Here is a 14709-nt window from a genome sequence, read left to right as displayed (position 1 = left end):
TGGCAGGCGACACCTGGCAAGTGAGCCCAGCCTATACAACCAAAAAGGCCGCCCCTGGGCGGCCTTTCTGATGGCGGCGATTCAGCTCTTGCCCAGCAGGTTCTGGGCGTAGAGCATGCGCCGGGTCACCTCGTGGCTGGGGTTGGCGAAGACCTGGGCCGTGGGGCCCCGCTCCACCACCTGGCCGTGGTCCATGACCAGCACATAGTCGCTGATGTGCTTGACGATGCCCATGTTGTGGGAGACCAGCACATAGGCCAGATCGTTGCGCTTTTGCTCCTCCAGCAGCAGGTTGAGGATCTGGCTGCGGATGGACACGTCCAGGGCCGAGACCGCCTCGTCCAGCACTAGGATCCTGGGACCGAGGATCAGCGCCCGGGCCAGGGCCACCCGCTGCTTCTGGCCGCCCGAGATCATGTGCGGGTAGTAGTCGGCATGCTCGCTGAGCAGGCCCACCCGCCTCAGGGTGGCCTCCACCAGGGCCCAGCGCTCGGCACCGCCCAGCTCGGTGTTGATCTTGAGCGGCTCCTCCAGCTGCCGGCCTATGGTCACCCTGGGATTCAGGGAGGTGGAGGGATCCTGGAATATCATCCGGATCCACTGGCAGGCCTTGCCTTCGGTGTGGCTGTCCACCACCTGGCCCTCGAGGCTGATCTGGCCGCTGCTGGGCCTTTCGGCGCCGGTCAGCAGCTTGGCGACCGTGGTCTTGCCGGAGCCGGTCTCGCCGACGATGGCCAGGGTCTGGCCGGCCTCCAGCTCGAAGGACAGATCCTGCACCGCCTGCACGGCCTCCTTGCGCAGCAGGCCGCGCCTGTTGATGTAGGTCTTGGCCAGCGCGTTGACGGTCAGCAGGGCGCTCATTTGGGCTTGTCCAGGTTGATGGGGTAGTGACAGTAGAACCTGTGGTCCTTGATCTTGGTGACGTCGGGCTTCTGCACGCAGGTCTTCTGGGCGTTGGGGCAGCGCGGCCCCAGGCGGCAGCCGATGGGCAGGTGCTGCAGCGGCGGTATGGAGCCGGGCAGGGTGTGCAGCAGGCTCTTGTGCTCCAGATCCGACTCGAAATGGGGAATGGAGCGCAGCAGCGCCTCGGTATAGGGATGGTGCGGCGACTGGGTGATCTGGGCCGTGGAGCCGGTCTCCACGGTCTGGCCGCAGTACATGACGGTGATGCTGTGGCTCCACTTGATGATGGACTCCAGGTCGTGGGTGATCAGCAGCACCGACATGTTGCCGAGCTGGTTGAGCTTGGCCAGCAGCCGGAAGATCCGCGCCTCGGTGGTGGTCTCCATCTGGGCCGTGGGCTCGTCGGCGATGAGCAGCTTGGGGCTGCTGGCGATGGCCATGGCGATCATCACCTTCTGGCACAGGCCCTCGGAGAGCTCATGGGGATAGGAATCCATCACCCGCTGATGGTGCTTGATGCCGACCCGGTGCAGCAGCGCCTTGGCCTCCTGGCGGCGCCACTTGGCCCGGCCCAGCAGGTGCCAGCGGGGCAGGGGGCAGCCGGCCATGGGGATCACCTCCTCCAGCTGATGGCCCAGCTCTTGGGTGGGATCCAGGCAGCTCATGGGCTCCTGGAAGATGAAGCCCAGCTCCTTGCCGATCAGCTCGCGCCTGTCCTGGGGCTCGAGATCGGTCAGCTCCACGCCCTTCCAGTGCATGCGGTCGGCATGGACGGTCCAGCTCTCCGATTCCAGGCCCATCAGGGCCTTGGCCAGCAGGGACTTGCCGGAGCCGGACTCGCCCACCAGGCCGCGGATCTCGCCTTCCCTGATGCCCAGGTTGATGCGTTCAACCGCCTGGACCCGTCCGGCCGGGGTTTCCAGCTCTATGGTCAGGTTGCGTACGTCAAGTAGCAGGCTCATTTATTGCTCCAGGCGGGCACCGAGGGCCTTGCGCAGGCCGTCGCCCACCAGATTGGTGGCCAGGACGGAAACCAGTATCGCCAGTCCCGGCAGGGTCACGGTCCAGGGGGCCCGGTAGGCCAGCTCCATGGCGCCGGACAGCATGGTGCCCCATTCCGGCAGGGGCGCCTGGGCGCCCAGGCCGAGAAAGCCGAGGGCACTGATATCGAGGATGGCCGCCGACAGGGCCAGGGCCAGCTGGTGCACTATGCCCTCGGTGACATTGGGAAAGATCACGTCCAGCATCAGCCGGGTTGGGGGCACCCCGTCCAGGCGGGCGGCGATGACGTATTCCTTCTCCAGCTCGTCGGCGATGGCATTGTGGGTGGCCCTGACGAACTGGGGCACCAGGGCCAGCCAGACGGCGATCAGGGCACTGTCCAGGCCCGGCCCCTGGATGGCGACGATAAGGATGGCCAGCAGCAGGGAAGGGATGGACAGCAGGGTATCCAGCAAATGGTGCAGCACGGACGACTTGATGCCCTTCATCATGCCGGACAGGGCGCCGATGCTGACCCCCACCACGGCGGCGGCCAGCACCACCAGTATGGCGCTGCCGAAGGTCAGGCGGGCACCGTGCAGCAGCCGCGACAGCAGGTCCCGGCCCAGATCGTCGGTGCCGAAGAAGTAGTCCACATGGCCGGACTGGTCCCAGGACGGCGGTACCAGCAGTGCCTCGGTGTTCTGGGCACTGGGGCCGTGGGGCGCGATCCAGGGGCCGACCAGGGCCGCCAGCAGCAGAAAGCCCATCAGGTACAGGCCCAGCATGGCCATGGGGCTGGCCTTGAAGGCCAGCCAGGTACGCAGCAGCGGCGAAGGGATACGCTCTTCGAAGTAGAGGTTAGGCCTGGGCATAGAGACGCTTCCTCTTCAGCGGATCCAGGGCCATGAAGATCAGGTCGTTCAACACGCTCACCAGGATGACGAAGGCGGACAGCAGCAGCAGGCCGCCCTGGATGGCCGGGTAGTCCCGGGCATAGATGGCATTGATCAGGTAGTTGCCGAGGCCGGGCCAGTTGAAGATGCTCTCGGTGATCATGGCGCCGGTGAGCAGGGCGGAGAACTGCAGCCCCACCTGCTGGCCCACCGGCAGCAGGGCGTTGCGCATGCCGTGGCGCCACACCACCTTCCATAGCGGCCAGCCCCTGGCCTTGGCGGCGCGGATATAGTTCTGCTTGAGCACCTCGCTCAGGGCCGAGCGCATCAGCCGGGTCACCACAGTGGTGGGCACGGTGGCCAGCACCAGGGTCGGCAGCAGCAGGTGGCGCAGGGCGTCGCCAAGGGCGGCGGCGCGCAGCGGGCTGTCGTAGAGCAGGATGTCCACCAGCAGCAGGCCGGTGACCCTGGGGATCTCGTAGAGCAGGCTCAGCCGTCCCGAGATGGGCAGCCAGCCCAGCTGCAGCGAGAACAGCATCGCCAGCAGCAGCGCCCACCAGTAGATGGGGATGGAATAGCCGAGCAGGGCCAGGCTCTGCACCGCGTAATCGGTGGCCGAACGCTTGTACATGGCGGCCAGGGTGCCGGCGGGGATGCCGATCAGCAGCGCCACCGCCATGGCGTAGAGGGCCAGCTCCAAGGTGGCCGGGGCCGCCTTGAGCAGATCATCCGCCACCGGCTGGCCGGTGGCCAGGGACAGGCCCAGATCCCCGTCCAGCACCCGGCCCAGGTAGTGGTAGAACTGCACCGGGTAGGACTGGTGCAGGTGGTAGTGGCGGCTGAGCTCGGTCACCTCCATCTGGTTCAGGCCGTCGATGGCCACCAGGTGCAGCAGGGGATCCCCGGGCACCAGGTGGGTCAGGCTGAAGGCCACCAGGCCCAGCAGCAGCAGGGTAATGATGAAGAGGTTGAGGCGGCGCAGGGTATAGGCCAGCATCATTGCCTCCGTGCGCGGACGAAGGAGATGGCCCCGAAGGCCTTGAGCTCCATGCCCTCGACATCGGTCTGGCTGGCCAGAAAGCGCAGGCTGTGGGCGATGGGCACCACCGGCATCTGTTCGGCCAGGTAGCGCTGGGCCTCGAGATAGTACTTGCGCCTCAGCTCCCTGTCGGCCGTACTCAGGGCCTGGGCCAGCAGGGCGTCGAAGGCGGGATCGCACCAGTTGGCCCTGTTGGCGTCACTGGCCAGGGCACTGCAGGACAGCACCGGGGTGAAGAAGTTGTCCGGATCGGTGTTGTCGGAGTTCCAGCCGATCAGCACCGAGTCGTGTTCGCCACGGGCCAGGCGGCGCCGGAAGCTGTTCCAGTCGTAGGAGACGATGCGCACCCGGATGTTGAGCTTGGCCAGCTCCGCCTGCAGCAGCTCGGCCATCTTGCGGGCGTTGGGGTTGTAGGAGCGGGAGATGGGCATGGCCCAGATGTCCAGATCGAAGCCCTTCTCGAAACCGGCCTCGGCCAGCAGCTCCCTGGCCAACTCCAGATCCTGCTTCGGCTCCGGGGCCTGCTCGTCGAAGGCCCAGCTGCTGCTGGGCAGCAGCGAACGGGCCTTGGTGCCGGTGCCGTAGTAGACGGCCTGCAGCATGCTGTCGTGGTCCACCGCCAGGGCCAGGGCCTGGCGTACCTTGGGGATGTTGAGGGGCGGTCGCTCGGTATTGAAGGCCCAGAAGCCGACGTTGAGGCCCGGTTTGGACTGCAGCTTCAACTCCGGCCTGTCGGCGATCACGTCCAGCTCCGAGGCCACCGGCAGGCTGGTGACATCGCATTCGCCGGTGACCAGCTTGGCCAGGCGCTTGGAGCTCTTGCGGGTGATGTCGTAGACCAGGGGGTCTATGGCCACGGTGCCGTCCCAGTAGTGCGGGTTGGCGTGGTAGCGGATGAAACTGTCCTTGCGGTAGCCGGCGAACACATAGGGGCCGGTGCCGATGGGCTGGCTGTCGATGAGATCCGGCCGGCCCTGCTGGCGCAACTGCTCGGCGTACTCCGCCGACAGTATCACCTGGTAGTCGGTGGCCAGGTTGGCCAGGAAGGAGGCATCGGGGTGCTTGAGCACGAAGGCCACCTGGTAGTCGCTGATGCGCTCGATGTCGGCGATCAGCCGGTCCAGGCCCACGGACTGGAAGAAGGGGTAATCGCCGCCGGAAACGCCGTGATAGGGATGGGTGCTGTCCCACTGGCGGGCAAAGCTGAAGATGACGTCGTCGGCGTTGAAGGGCCGGCCGGGCTGGAAGAAGGCGGTGTGGTGAAAGGGCACGCCCTGGCGCAGCACGAAGGTATAGCGCCTGCCGTCGCCGCTGACCTGCCAGGATTCGGCCAGCCGGGGAATGACGGCGCCGGACTCGGCGTCGATGTCGATGAGCCTGTCATAGAGCTGGTAGGCGGTGGCGTCGATGGTGGTGCCGGAGTTCCCCAACTGGGGGTTGAAGGATTCCGGGTTGCCTTCCGAACAATACACCAGGCCCTGGCGCGCCAGGGCCTCCTGGGTCTGGTTGCCGCAACCGGCCAGGGCTCCCAGGACCAGGGAGGCGCAGAACCAGCGGGGCGTCTTGGCCATCATCGTCAAGCCATTCAAATGTCAGGATTTAAGGGGCGAACTTTAGCACCGGCTTGGCCCTTAGTCACCCTTGTCGAGCAGTTCATACTTGCGCAGGTATCCCCTCAGCTGATGGTAGGTTAGACCCAGGGCTTCGGCGGTTTTCTTCTGATTATATTGCCCAAAGCGCAGGGCCCGCTTCAGTACGTCGATCTCGAAGTCCTGGCTCAGGGTCTTGAAGTCCAGCGGGAAGGCGATGTCGCTTACCGGGGCTGCTGCCGCCTCGCCCTGCTGGGGATTGCCCTGGGATGGCGAGGCCAGCCGGTCCTGGGTGCGGATCCGGCCGTTGGGACGCCAGGGCGACTCGAAGGGGTCGAGCACGATCTGGTGCACCGGCAGATCCGGGTTGTTGTGGCGGTAAACGCTGCGTTCCACCGCGTTCTTCAGCTCCCGCACGTTACCGGGCCATTCGTAATCCAGCAGCATCTGCTGGGCCTTCTTGCTGAAACCGGAGAAGAGTGGCTGGCCCAGCTGGCGGGCCATGTTGATGGCGAAGTGCTCGGCCAGCAGCAGTATGTCGTCGCGGCGCTCGCGCAGCGGTGGCAGGGTGATGACGTCGAAGGCCAGCCGGTCCAGCAGATCGGCCCGGAAGCTGCCCTGCTCGGCCAGGGTCGGCAGATCCTCGTTGGTGGCGCAGATCAGGCGCACGTCCGACTTGATGGTACGGCTGCCGCCGACCCGTTCGAACTCGCCGTATTCGATGACCCGCAGCAGCTTCTCCTGGATAAGGCCGGAGGTGTTGGCCAGCTCGTCCAGGAACAGGGTGCCGCCGTCGGCCCGTTCGAAACGGCCCTCATGGCGCTTGCTGCCGGCCCCGGTAAAGGCGCCGGCTTCGTAGCCGAAAAGCTCCGACTCCAGCAGGTTCTCGTTGAGGGCGGCGCAGTTGAGCTTGAGGTAGTTCTGATCCCAGCGGCTGGACAGGAAGTGCAGGCGCTCGGCGATCAGCTCCTTACCGGTGCCCCGCTCGCCTATGATAAGGACGGGCTTGGTGAGGGGAGCGACCATGGAAACGTGCTCTATCACTTCCAGGAAGCTGTTGGCCTGGCCCAGGAGATTATCGTGTTGCCGCGTGGCTGCCATAGTTGGTGATTTTCGCCAAAAGTTGGTTGAACTAATGATATCGCAAACATCTTAACAATGTGCTAGCATTTTTTCCCTATAAAAATCAGCCAGATAAGGCCTTTGTCAGCCTGGCACGGATCATGGATAGGTCTAGGCAAGCCAAACCAGCTGACAATAAAGAGGAAGCAGCTTATGGGTATTTTCACTCGCTTTGCGGATATCGTTAACGCCAACCTCAACGCCCTGTTGGACAAGGCGGAAGATCCGGAAAAAATGGTGCGCCTGATCATCCAGGAAATGGAAGACACCCTGGTGGAGGTGCGGTCCCTGTCCGCCAAGGCCCTGGCCGAGCGCAAGGATCTGGAACGCCGTATCGCCAAGCTGGAAGAGAAGGCCGCCGACTGGCAGAGCAAGGCCGAGTTGGCCCTGTCCAAGGAGCGCGAAGATCTGGCCCGCGGTGCCCTCATCGAGCGCCAGCGTGCCGATGAGGCCGTTGCCACCCTGCAGGCCGAGCTGGCCCAGGTGGAGGAAAACATCGCCAAGCTCAACGAGGAAGTGGGGCAGCTCAACGAGAAGCTGGCCGACGCCCGCAACCGCCAGAAGAGCATCGTGCTGCGCAAGCAGTCCGCCGAGACCCGCCTGGACGTCAAGCGCCGCTTCGACACCGGCCGCGTGGACGACGCCATGGCCAAGTTCGACCAGTACGAACGCCGTATCGATGACCTGGAAGCTCAGGTAGAGTCATACGAAATGGGCAAGGGCAAGACCCTGAACGACGAGTTCGCCGCCCTCGAGGCCGGTGAGAAGGTCGACCAGGAGCTGGAAGCCCTGAAGGCCAAGATGGCCAAGAAAAAACAAAAATAACCCAACCGCCTGGAGCTAAAGGAGACCCCTATGGATGACGCTATTCTGGCCCTGATCTTGACCCCGCTGGTGCTGTTCCTGATTTTCGTGGCACCCATCTGGTTGATCATGCACTACCGCAGTAAGCGTCAGGTAACCCAGGGGCTGTCCGATGATGAGCGTCAACAGCTGGTCGGCCTCAGCCACAGGGCTGAGGCCATGGCCGACCGCATCGCCACCCTCGAGCGCCTGCTGGATGCCGAGTCCCCGGATTGGAGGAGCAAGTCATGACCCCTGAACGTAAGCCCTTCTACCGTTACCCCGACGAAGGCAAGCTGGGCGGCGTCTGTGCCGGCATCGCCCACTACTTTGGCTGGGAAGTCTGGCTGGTCAGGGTGGTGGTGTTGTCCGGGGTGCTGTTGTCCGGCTCCTTCTTCCTGGTCGGTTATGTGGCGCTGTGGTTCATCCTCGAGAAGGCCCCGCCGGAGAACAACCACAGGATAGAGAAGCCCCTGGAGGTCAAGCAGACCGTCTGGCAGGCCGGCGAGCCGCCCCGCCAGGCCCTCCACGACCTGGACCTGCAGTTCCAGCGCCTGGAAAAGCGCCTGCGTGGCCTTGAAACCTTTGTGACCTCGCCGGCCTTCCAGCTGGACCGGGAGATCAACAAGCTCTGATGGCGCTCAAGGAGGGCGCCTTCCCCCATGTCCCTGCTATCCCACCCCAAGGTCAGGAAGCTGGCCGCCCAGACCTCGGACGCCCTCAAGCGGACCCTGGATCAGAACGTCCGCCTGGCGGTGACCGGCCTGTCCCAGGCCGGCAAGACCGCCTTCATCACGTCCCTGGTTGACCAGCTGCTGCACGGCGGCCAGCCGGTGCACCAGCCGTTCTTCTCGGTGGTGGCCGAAGAGCGCTACCTGGGCGCCCGGCTGGCGGCCCAGCCCCATCCCGAGCTGCCCCGCTTTCGTTACCGGGAGGCCATGGCCGGCCTGACCGGACCAGAGCCGGCCTGGCCGCCGTCGACCCAGGGCATCAGCGAGCTGCGCCTGGATCTGCGCTACCAGGCGGCGGGGGGCCTGCGCGGCCTCTGGGGCGAGCCCACCACCCTGACCCTGGACATCGTCGACTATCCCGGCGAGTGGCTGCTGGATCTGGCCCTGCTGGAGCAGGACTACGAGCAGTGGAGCCGCCAGCAGCTGGCGCTGCTGCAGAGCGAGCCCAGGGCGGCCCTGGCCGCCGACTGGCTGGCCCAGGCCGGCGCCCTGGAGGCGGACGACCAGGCCGACGAGGTGCAGGTGGAGGCCCTGGCCGGCCATTACGCCGAGCTGCTTGGCCGCTTCCGCCACGAGCTGGGGCTGTCCTTCCTGCAACCGGGCCGTTTCCTGCTGCCGGGCGAGCTCAAGGGCGCGCCGGTGCTGGCCTTCTTCCCCTGGCCCGGTGAACCGCCCGAACAGCCGGGGGAGGGCAGCCTCTACCAGCTGCTCAAGCGCCGCTTCGAGCAGTACCAGGAGACGGTGGTACGGGGCTTCTACCGCAAGCACTTTGCCCAGATAGACCGCCAGGTGGTGCTGGTGGACTGCCTGCAGTCCCTCAACCATTCCCGGGCCGCCTTCGAGGATCTGCAGCTGGCCCTGCAGGAGATCCTCAGGAGCTTCCATTACGGCCGTACCAATGTGCTGAGAAGGCTGTTCTCGCCACGCATCGACAAGGTGCTGTTCGCCGCCACCCAGGCCGACCGCCTGACCCCGGACCAGCGCCCGGCCCTGTCCAGCCTGATCAGCCAGCTGATCGGCCCGGCCCGGGAGCAGGTGCGCTACGAGGGCATAGACACCCAGGTGGACACCCTTGCCGCCATCTGCGCCACCCAGAGCGGCCTGGCCGAGCACGACGGCCAGCAGCTGCCCTGCCTGCGCGGCCGCCTGGACAGCGGCAAGGCGGTGACCCTGTTCCCCGGCGACGTGCCCCACAACCTGCCCCAGGCGGATTTCTGGAGCCGGCAGGGCTTCGAATTCCACCGCTTCGCACCGCCGCTTGAGCTGCAATCCCCCTTGCCCCAGGTACGGATGGACAAGGCCCTGGAGTACCTGCTGGGAGACAAGTTGTCATGAGTGACATTCGCAAGAGCGCCGTCCTGGAAGAGGGGCACGACGAACGTCAGCAGCCCCGGTTGCGGGCCGCCCAGAGCCTGGACGAGGCCGACTTCCAACCCCTGGTGGAAAGCCGGCCGGAAGAGGCGGTGACCCGGGCCCTGAGGCCGGCCAAACGCCGGCCCTGGCTACGCTGGGGCCTGGGCCTGCTGAGCCTGGGCATCCTTGGCCAGAGCGGCTGGTCGCTGTGGCAGCTCTGGCAGGAGCTGCCGGTGCTGGCGGCCCTGTTCAGCGCCGCCACGGCACTGCTGGCCGTCGGCGGCGGCCGGGCCCTGTGGCGGGAATACCGGGCCCTCAAGGCGCTCAGGAAGGCCGAGCAGCTGCAGCGCCAGGCCGCCAGCGAGGATGACGGCAACCAGGCCCTGGCCCTCATCGAGCAGAGCTGCCGCAGCCGCCAGCTCAGCCAGAGCCCGGCCGTGCAGCAGTTCCTGGAAGGGCTGTCCGATCACCACAACGGCGCCGAGGTCCAGCAGCTGTTCCGCCAGCAGGTGCTCAGCGAGCTGGACCAGCGGGCCTTCGCCGTCACCCGCCGCTATGCCGGCGAGGCGGCGCTGATGGTGGCCATCAGCCCCCTGGCCATCACCGACATGCTGGTGGTGCTGTGGCGCAACCTGCGCCTCATTCGTGAGATCGCCCATGTCTACGGCCTGGAGCTGGGCTACTGGTCGCGGGTCAAGTTGATCCGCCAGGTGTTCATCAACCTGATCTATGCCGGCAGCTCCGAGCTGATCCTGGACGCCGGCATGACCGCCATCGGCGCCGATCTGCTCGGCAAGCTGTCCGGCCGGGCCGCCCAGGGCGTCGGCGCCGGCCTGCTCACCGCCCGGCTGGGCTGGCAGGCGGTGCGGCTGTGCCGGCCCCTGCCCCTGGACGAGGACGAGACCCACAAGCTGGCCAAACGCCGCCAGGGCCTGATCGCCGATCTGGCCAAGGATCTGCTGAAGGTGCCAGGTGCGGCCTTGCGGACGGCCAGAAATCTAAAAAAAGAAGATTAAAATCAATGGGTTAACTGGTAGGATCTGATATCTATTGTGCCCCCAATCCGGGCCTGGTTAGGCTGCAACAACTTTGTTACACAAGAGCAGCATCAGATGTCCAATTGGGGAAAAATGGCGACCCTCGCCATCCATGCCGGCCGGGATCACCAGGATCCCTACAGGGCCCTGGCCACGCCGTTGTACCAGACCTCCACCTTTGCCTTCGCAAGCGCCCAGCAGGGCGCCGCCCGCTTCGCCGGCGAAGAGGAAGGGCCCATCTACACCCGCCTCGGCAACCCCACCACAGATGAGCTGGAGCGGCGGGTCGCGGCCCTGGAGGGGGCCGAGGCCGCCGTGGCCACCGCCTCCGGCATGGCTGCCGTCTCCGCCACCCTGTTCTCCTGCCTGCAGGCCGGCGACCACCTGGTGGCGTCCAAGGCCCTGTACGGCTGCAGCTTCGCGCTGATGAGCCACCAGTTGCCCAAGTTCGGCATCGAGGTCAGCTTCGTCGACATGACCCAGCCCCAAGAGGTGGCCAAGGCGGTCAAGGCCAACACCAAGGCGCTGTTCCTGGAGTCGCCCATCAACCCCAATCTGGAGGTCATCGACCTGGAGGCCATAGGCGCCATCGTCCGCGACCATGGCCTGGTGGGCATAGTGGACAACACCTTCGCCACCCCGGTGCTGCAACAGCCGCTCAAGTACGGCTTCGAGCTGGTGATGCACTCTGCCACCAAGTACCTCAACGGCCATGGCGACGTCATCGCCGGTATCGTCTGCGGCAGTGCCGAGCGCATGCTGGAGATGCGCATGACCGTCATCAAGGACATCGGCGCCGTGCTCAGCCCCTTCGACGCCTGGTTGATCCTGCGCGGCCTGAAGACCTTACCTTTACGTATGCGTCAACATTGCGATACGGCCCAGCAGCTGGCGGAATTCCTGGAAGGGCATCCCAAGGTGGCCAAGGTGTATTACCCTGGCCTCAAGTCCCACCCGGGCTACCGCTTTCTGGGTAACCAGATGCAGGGTGCCGGTGGCGTTCTCGCCTTCGAGCTGAGGGCGGATCTTCAGCAGAGCGCCGAGTTCATCAATCGCCTCAAGCTGTTCACCCTGGCGGTGAGCCTGGGCGACGCCGAGTCCCTGGTGCAGCACCCGGCCTCCATGACCCATTCGCCCTACGAGCCCGAGGTGCGGCGGGAGGCGGGCATCACCGACAGCCTGATCCGCATTTCCGCGGGGCTGGAAGGGGCCGAGGAGCTGATCGCCGATCTGGCCGAGAGCCTGGACAGGCTGTAAGTAAAGAATTCTTTACGACCGTAAAGCCCTCTGACCACTCCAGGGGGCTTTTTCATGTCTGGCGGGGTCTGTAGAGTCGCTGTCTAACGTAAAGAACCCCTGACTGGAAGGAAGGCATCATGGCCAAAGGCACCAAATACGTATCAAAAATGCCGGGGCCGGATGGGCGCATCCACTACACGGACGAAGAGAACGCCATCTGGAACACCCTGATCACCAGGCAGCTGGCCTGTATCGAAGGCCGCGCCTGCCAGGAGTACATCGACGGCCTCAAGCTGCTCGATCTGCCCCATGACCGCATCCCCCAGCTGGACGAGGTCAACAAGGTGCTGGCCGAGACCACCGGCTGGCAGGTGGCCCAGGTACCGGCGTTGATCCCATTCGACGAATTCTTCCGGCTGCTGGCCAACAAGCAGTTCCCGGTGGCCACCTTCATCCGCACCCGGGAGGAGTTGGACTACCTGCAGGAGCCGGACATCTTCCACGAGATCTTCGGCCACTGCCCGCTGCTGACCAACCCGGCCTTTGCCCACTTCACCCATCTCTACGGCCAGCTGGGCCTGGCGGCCAGCAAGCAGGACAGGGTCTACCTAGCCCGCCTGTACTGGTTCACGGTGGAGTTCGGCCTGCTCAAGACCAACGACGGCCTGCGCATCTACGGCGGCGGCATACTGTCGTCCCCGGGCGAGACCCAGTACGCCCTGGACTCCGAGGTACCGGAGCGCCACGACTTCGCTATCGTCGATGCCTTGCGTACCCCGTACCGGATCGACATCATGCAGCCGGTCTACTACGTGCTGGACGGCATCGATTCCCTGTTCGAGATCTCCAAGATGGACATCATGGCCAAGGTGGAAGAAGCCAAGGCCCTGGGGCTCTTTGAACCCAAATTCGAACCCAAAGAAAAGCAAGCCAGCTAACAAAACAAAGAAGGAGAAAGGACAATGTCACAACTGGCCCAACAACAATGTGAGGCTTGCCGCGCCGACGCCCCCAAGGTCAGCGATGAGGAGCTGGCCAGCCTGATCCGCGAGATCCCGGACTGGGCCGCCGTCAGCCGCGACGGCGTGCTGCAGCTGGAGCGCGTCTACAAGTTCAAGAACTTCAAGCTGGCCTGGGCCTTTGCCAACAAGGTCGCCCAGATGGCCGAGGACGAGTTCCACCACCCGGGCATCCTGCTGGAGTGGGGCAAGGTCACCGTCACCTGGTGGACCCACGCCATCGGCGGCCTGCACCGCAACGACTTCATCATGGCGGCCAAGACCGACACCCTGCTGGACTGAGCCGGCACTTGCCCCCAGTAAAGGCCATGCAACAAGCATGGCCTTATTTTTGAAGGCGTTATATCATTCCCTCCCACGAGCAGCGCTCTTGTGAGTCCCATGCGCCTGGAAATCTTCTGCGAGGACAGGCCCGGTATCGCCCGGGAAGTGCTCGACATTCTCTACGACCGCCAGATCGACCTGCGGGGTATCGAAGTCGACCCCGTGGGCAAGATGTATCTGCACCTGCCGGATCTGGATTTCGACGAACTCAAGACCCTGATGCCGGCCATCCGCCGCATCGACGGCGTCTCCGACGTCCGCACCGTGCCCTTCATGCCCACCGAGCGGGATCACTTCGAGCTGGCCACCCTGCTGGAGACCCTGCCGGATCCGATGATTTCCGTGGATCCCAAGGGCAAGATCCTGGTCATCAACCCCGCCGCCGCCAAGGTGCTCAAGCTGACCGCCAGGGAGCTGATCGGCGAACCCCTGGGCCAATGGCTGCAGGGCTTCCACCTGGGCCGCTGGCTGGAGGAAGACGAGCCGGTGCCGGTGTCCATGCTGGTCAAGCTGGGCGGACAGCGGCTGCTGGCGGACTTCCTGCCCATCTGGGTCCGCGACGAGCAGGACAGGCCGACCCTGGCCGGGGCCGTGATCACCGCCAAGGCGCCGCACCGCCTTGGCTCCCAGATCACCCAGGCCCAGGAGGGCGCCGCTTCCCTGGACGCCATCCTGGCCGAATCCAGCGCCATGAAGAAGGTGCTGCGCCAGGCCAGGAAGCTGGCCCAGCTGGACGCGCCGCTGCTGATCCAGGGCGAGACCGGCACCGGCAAGGAGCTGCTGGCCCGGGCCTGCCACGAGTCCAGCCTGCGTCGGGCCAAGCCCTTTTTGGTGCTCAACTGCGCCTCGTTGCCGGACAGCGTCGCCGAGACCGAGCTGTTCGGCTATGGCCCGGGCGCCTTTGCCGGCGCCAGCGACAAGGGCAAACGCGGCATCTTCGAGACCGCCGACGGCGGCACCGTGTTTCTGGACGAGGTGGGCGATCTGGCCCTGCCGATCCAGGTCAAGCTGCTCAGGCTGCTGCAAAACGGTACCTTCCGCCGGGTCGGCGACGAGCAGGAGGTGAAGGTGAACGTGCGCATCATCTGCGCCACCCAGCGTTCCCTGCCGGATCTCTGCCAGCAGGGCAGCTTCCGCGAAGATCTCTACTACCGCCTCAACGTGCTGCACCTGAAGCTGCCGGCCCTGCGTGAGCGCAAGGACGATGTTTTGCCACTGGCCCAGCTGTTCATCGAGCGCCACTGCGCCGCCCTGGGCCGGGAGCCGGTGGCCTTGAGCCAGGCGGCCCAGAACCTGCTGGCCAACTACACCTGGCCCGGCAATGTGCGCCAGCTGGAGAACAGCCTGCTGAGGGCGGTGTCGCTGCTGGAAGGGGAGATCATAGAGCCCCGCCACCTGGAGCTGCCCAGCCACACCCCCAGCTTCGGCTATGCCGACAACGCCTTCGACGGCACCCTGGACGAGGCCATGAAGCGCTTCGAGGCCAGCCTGCTGGAACGGCTCTATCCCGCCTACCCGTCGTCGCGGCAACTGGCCAAGAAACTGGGGGTGTCCCACACCGCCATCGCCAACAAGCTCAGGGAATACGGCATAGGCCGTAACAAGAAGAGCTGAACAAGGCGCCCAGGGGCGC

General features: G+C 65.3%; 15 protein-coding genes. 9 read left to right on the top strand and 6 right to left on the bottom strand.

Annotation, left to right across the window (positions count from 1 at the left end):
* Positions 1–81: 81 nt before the first annotated feature.
* The 6 genes from WDB71_RS10385 to pspF are packed head-to-tail and all read right to left on the bottom strand — an operon-like array spanning position 82 to position 6509.
* Positions 82–861 (bottom strand): ATP-binding cassette domain-containing protein, encoded by a 780-nt coding sequence (locus tag WDB71_RS10385; RefSeq protein WP_341501511.1) that lies wholly within the window; start codon positions 859–861, stop codon positions 82–84.
* Positions 858–1865, bottom strand: a complete 1008-nt coding sequence (locus tag WDB71_RS10380; protein ID WP_341501510.1) for an oligopeptide/dipeptide ABC transporter ATP-binding protein — start codon at positions 1863–1865, stop codon at positions 858–860. Before WDB71_RS10380 ends, WDB71_RS10385 begins: the two co-directional genes overlap by 4 nt.
* Positions 1866–2759 (bottom strand): ABC transporter permease subunit, encoded by an 894-nt coding sequence (locus WDB71_RS10375; RefSeq protein WP_341501509.1) that lies wholly within the window; start codon positions 2757–2759, stop codon positions 1866–1868.
* A complete protein-coding gene (locus tag WDB71_RS10370; RefSeq protein WP_341501508.1) occupies positions 2746–3777 on the bottom strand; it encodes an ABC transporter permease in 1032 nt (343 codons plus the stop codon). The genes WDB71_RS10375 and WDB71_RS10370 overlap by 14 nt, the downstream gene beginning before the upstream one ends.
* The gene (locus WDB71_RS10365) at positions 3777–5390 is read right to left on the bottom strand and encodes an ABC transporter substrate-binding protein (RefSeq protein ID WP_341501507.1); all 1614 of its coding nucleotides are present in this window, start codon (positions 5388–5390) and stop codon (positions 3777–3779) included. The genes WDB71_RS10370 and WDB71_RS10365 overlap by 1 nt, the downstream gene beginning before the upstream one ends.
* Positions 5391–5450: 60 nt before the next feature.
* Positions 5451–6509, bottom strand: coding sequence for a phage shock protein operon transcriptional activator (pspF, locus tag WDB71_RS10360; protein ID WP_341501506.1), 1059 nt, complete (start codon positions 6507–6509; stop codon positions 5451–5453).
* A 174-nt stretch (positions 6510–6683) separates the two neighbouring features.
* Here pspF and pspA point away from each other — a divergent pair, with 174 nt between their 5' ends.
* From pspA to tyrR, 9 genes are all read left to right on the top strand, one after another.
* Positions 6684–7355: a phage shock protein PspA gene (gene pspA, locus WDB71_RS10355; RefSeq protein ID WP_341501504.1), complete on the top strand. Its 672-nt coding sequence runs from the start codon at positions 6684–6686 to the stop codon at positions 7353–7355.
* Positions 7356–7385: 30 nt separating this feature from the next.
* Positions 7386–7625 carry an envelope stress response membrane protein PspB gene (gene pspB / locus WDB71_RS10350; protein WP_341501503.1) on the top strand — a complete coding sequence of 80 codons (240 nt, stop codon included), beginning with the start codon at positions 7386–7388 and terminating at the stop codon, positions 7623–7625.
* Positions 7622–8008 (top strand): envelope stress response membrane protein PspC, encoded by a 387-nt coding sequence (gene pspC, locus WDB71_RS10345; RefSeq protein WP_341501502.1) that lies wholly within the window; start codon positions 7622–7624, stop codon positions 8006–8008. The genes pspB and pspC overlap by 4 nt, the downstream gene beginning before the upstream one ends.
* 27 nt (positions 8009–8035) lie before the next feature.
* Positions 8036–9439, top strand: coding sequence for a YcjX family protein (locus WDB71_RS10340; RefSeq protein WP_341501501.1), 1404 nt, complete (start codon positions 8036–8038; stop codon positions 9437–9439).
* Positions 9436–10473: a TIGR01620 family protein gene (locus tag WDB71_RS10335; protein ID WP_341501500.1), complete on the top strand. Its 1038-nt coding sequence runs from the start codon at positions 9436–9438 to the stop codon at positions 10471–10473. The genes WDB71_RS10340 and WDB71_RS10335 overlap by 4 nt, the downstream gene beginning before the upstream one ends.
* 114 nt (positions 10474–10587) lie before the next feature.
* A complete protein-coding gene (megL, locus tag WDB71_RS10330; RefSeq protein ID WP_341501499.1) occupies positions 10588–11751 on the top strand; it encodes a methionine gamma-lyase in 1164 nt (387 codons plus the stop codon).
* 119 nt (positions 11752–11870) lie between these two features.
* Positions 11871–12671, top strand: coding sequence for a phenylalanine 4-monooxygenase (phhA, locus tag WDB71_RS10325; RefSeq protein ID WP_341501498.1), 801 nt, complete (start codon positions 11871–11873; stop codon positions 12669–12671).
* A gap of 24 nt (positions 12672–12695) precedes the next feature.
* The gene (locus WDB71_RS10320; RefSeq protein WP_341501497.1) at positions 12696–13034 is read left to right on the top strand and encodes a 4a-hydroxytetrahydrobiopterin dehydratase; all 339 of its coding nucleotides are present in this window, start codon (positions 12696–12698) and stop codon (positions 13032–13034) included.
* 99 nt (positions 13035–13133) lie between these two features.
* Entirely contained in the window at positions 13134–14690 is a 1557-nt protein-coding gene (tyrR, locus tag WDB71_RS10315) for a transcriptional regulator TyrR (protein ID WP_341501496.1), read from the top strand.
* Positions 14691–14709 lie beyond the last annotated feature (19 nt).

This window comes from Gallaecimonas sp. GXIMD4217 (assembly GCF_038087665.1).
Taxonomy (GTDB): domain Bacteria; phylum Pseudomonadota; class Gammaproteobacteria; order Enterobacterales; family Gallaecimonadaceae; genus Gallaecimonas.
The sequence above is the reverse complement of the archived record's forward strand: the minus strand, read 5'-3'. Positions and strand labels throughout refer to the sequence as shown.

Excerpts from the sequence above, each read along its gene's own strand:
- WDB71_RS10385 (WP_341501511.1), bottom strand. The coding sequence starts at position 861 with ATGAGCGCCCTGCTGACCGTCAACGCGCTGGCCAAGACCTACATCAAC.
- WDB71_RS10380 (WP_341501510.1), bottom strand. The coding sequence starts at position 1,865 with ATGAGCCTGCTACTTGACGTACGCAACCTGACCATAGAGCTGGAAACC.
- WDB71_RS10375 (WP_341501509.1), bottom strand. The coding sequence starts at position 2,759 with ATGCCCAGGCCTAACCTCTACTTCGAAGAGCGTATCCCTTCGCCGCTG.
- WDB71_RS10370 (WP_341501508.1), bottom strand. The coding sequence starts at position 3,777 with ATGCTGGCCTATACCCTGCGCCGCCTCAACCTCTTCATCATTACCCTG.
- WDB71_RS10365 (WP_341501507.1), bottom strand. The coding sequence starts at position 5,390 with ATGGCCAAGACGCCCCGCTGGTTCTGCGCCTCCCTGGTCCTGGGAGCC.
- pspF (WP_341501506.1), bottom strand. The coding sequence starts at position 6,509 with ATGGCAGCCACGCGGCAACACGATAATCTCCTGGGCCAGGCCAACAGC.
- pspA (WP_341501504.1), top strand. The coding sequence starts at position 6,684 with ATGGGTATTTTCACTCGCTTTGCGGATATCGTTAACGCCAACCTCAAC.
- pspB (WP_341501503.1), top strand. The coding sequence starts at position 7,386 with ATGGATGACGCTATTCTGGCCCTGATCTTGACCCCGCTGGTGCTGTTC.
- pspC (WP_341501502.1), top strand. The coding sequence starts at position 7,622 with ATGACCCCTGAACGTAAGCCCTTCTACCGTTACCCCGACGAAGGCAAG.
- WDB71_RS10340 (WP_341501501.1), top strand. The coding sequence starts at position 8,036 with ATGTCCCTGCTATCCCACCCCAAGGTCAGGAAGCTGGCCGCCCAGACC.
- WDB71_RS10335 (WP_341501500.1), top strand. The coding sequence starts at position 9,436 with ATGAGTGACATTCGCAAGAGCGCCGTCCTGGAAGAGGGGCACGACGAA.
- megL (WP_341501499.1), top strand. The coding sequence starts at position 10,588 with ATGGCGACCCTCGCCATCCATGCCGGCCGGGATCACCAGGATCCCTAC.
- phhA (WP_341501498.1), top strand. The coding sequence starts at position 11,871 with ATGGCCAAAGGCACCAAATACGTATCAAAAATGCCGGGGCCGGATGGG.
- WDB71_RS10320 (WP_341501497.1), top strand. The coding sequence starts at position 12,696 with ATGTCACAACTGGCCCAACAACAATGTGAGGCTTGCCGCGCCGACGCC.
- tyrR (WP_341501496.1), top strand. The coding sequence starts at position 13,134 with ATGCGCCTGGAAATCTTCTGCGAGGACAGGCCCGGTATCGCCCGGGAA.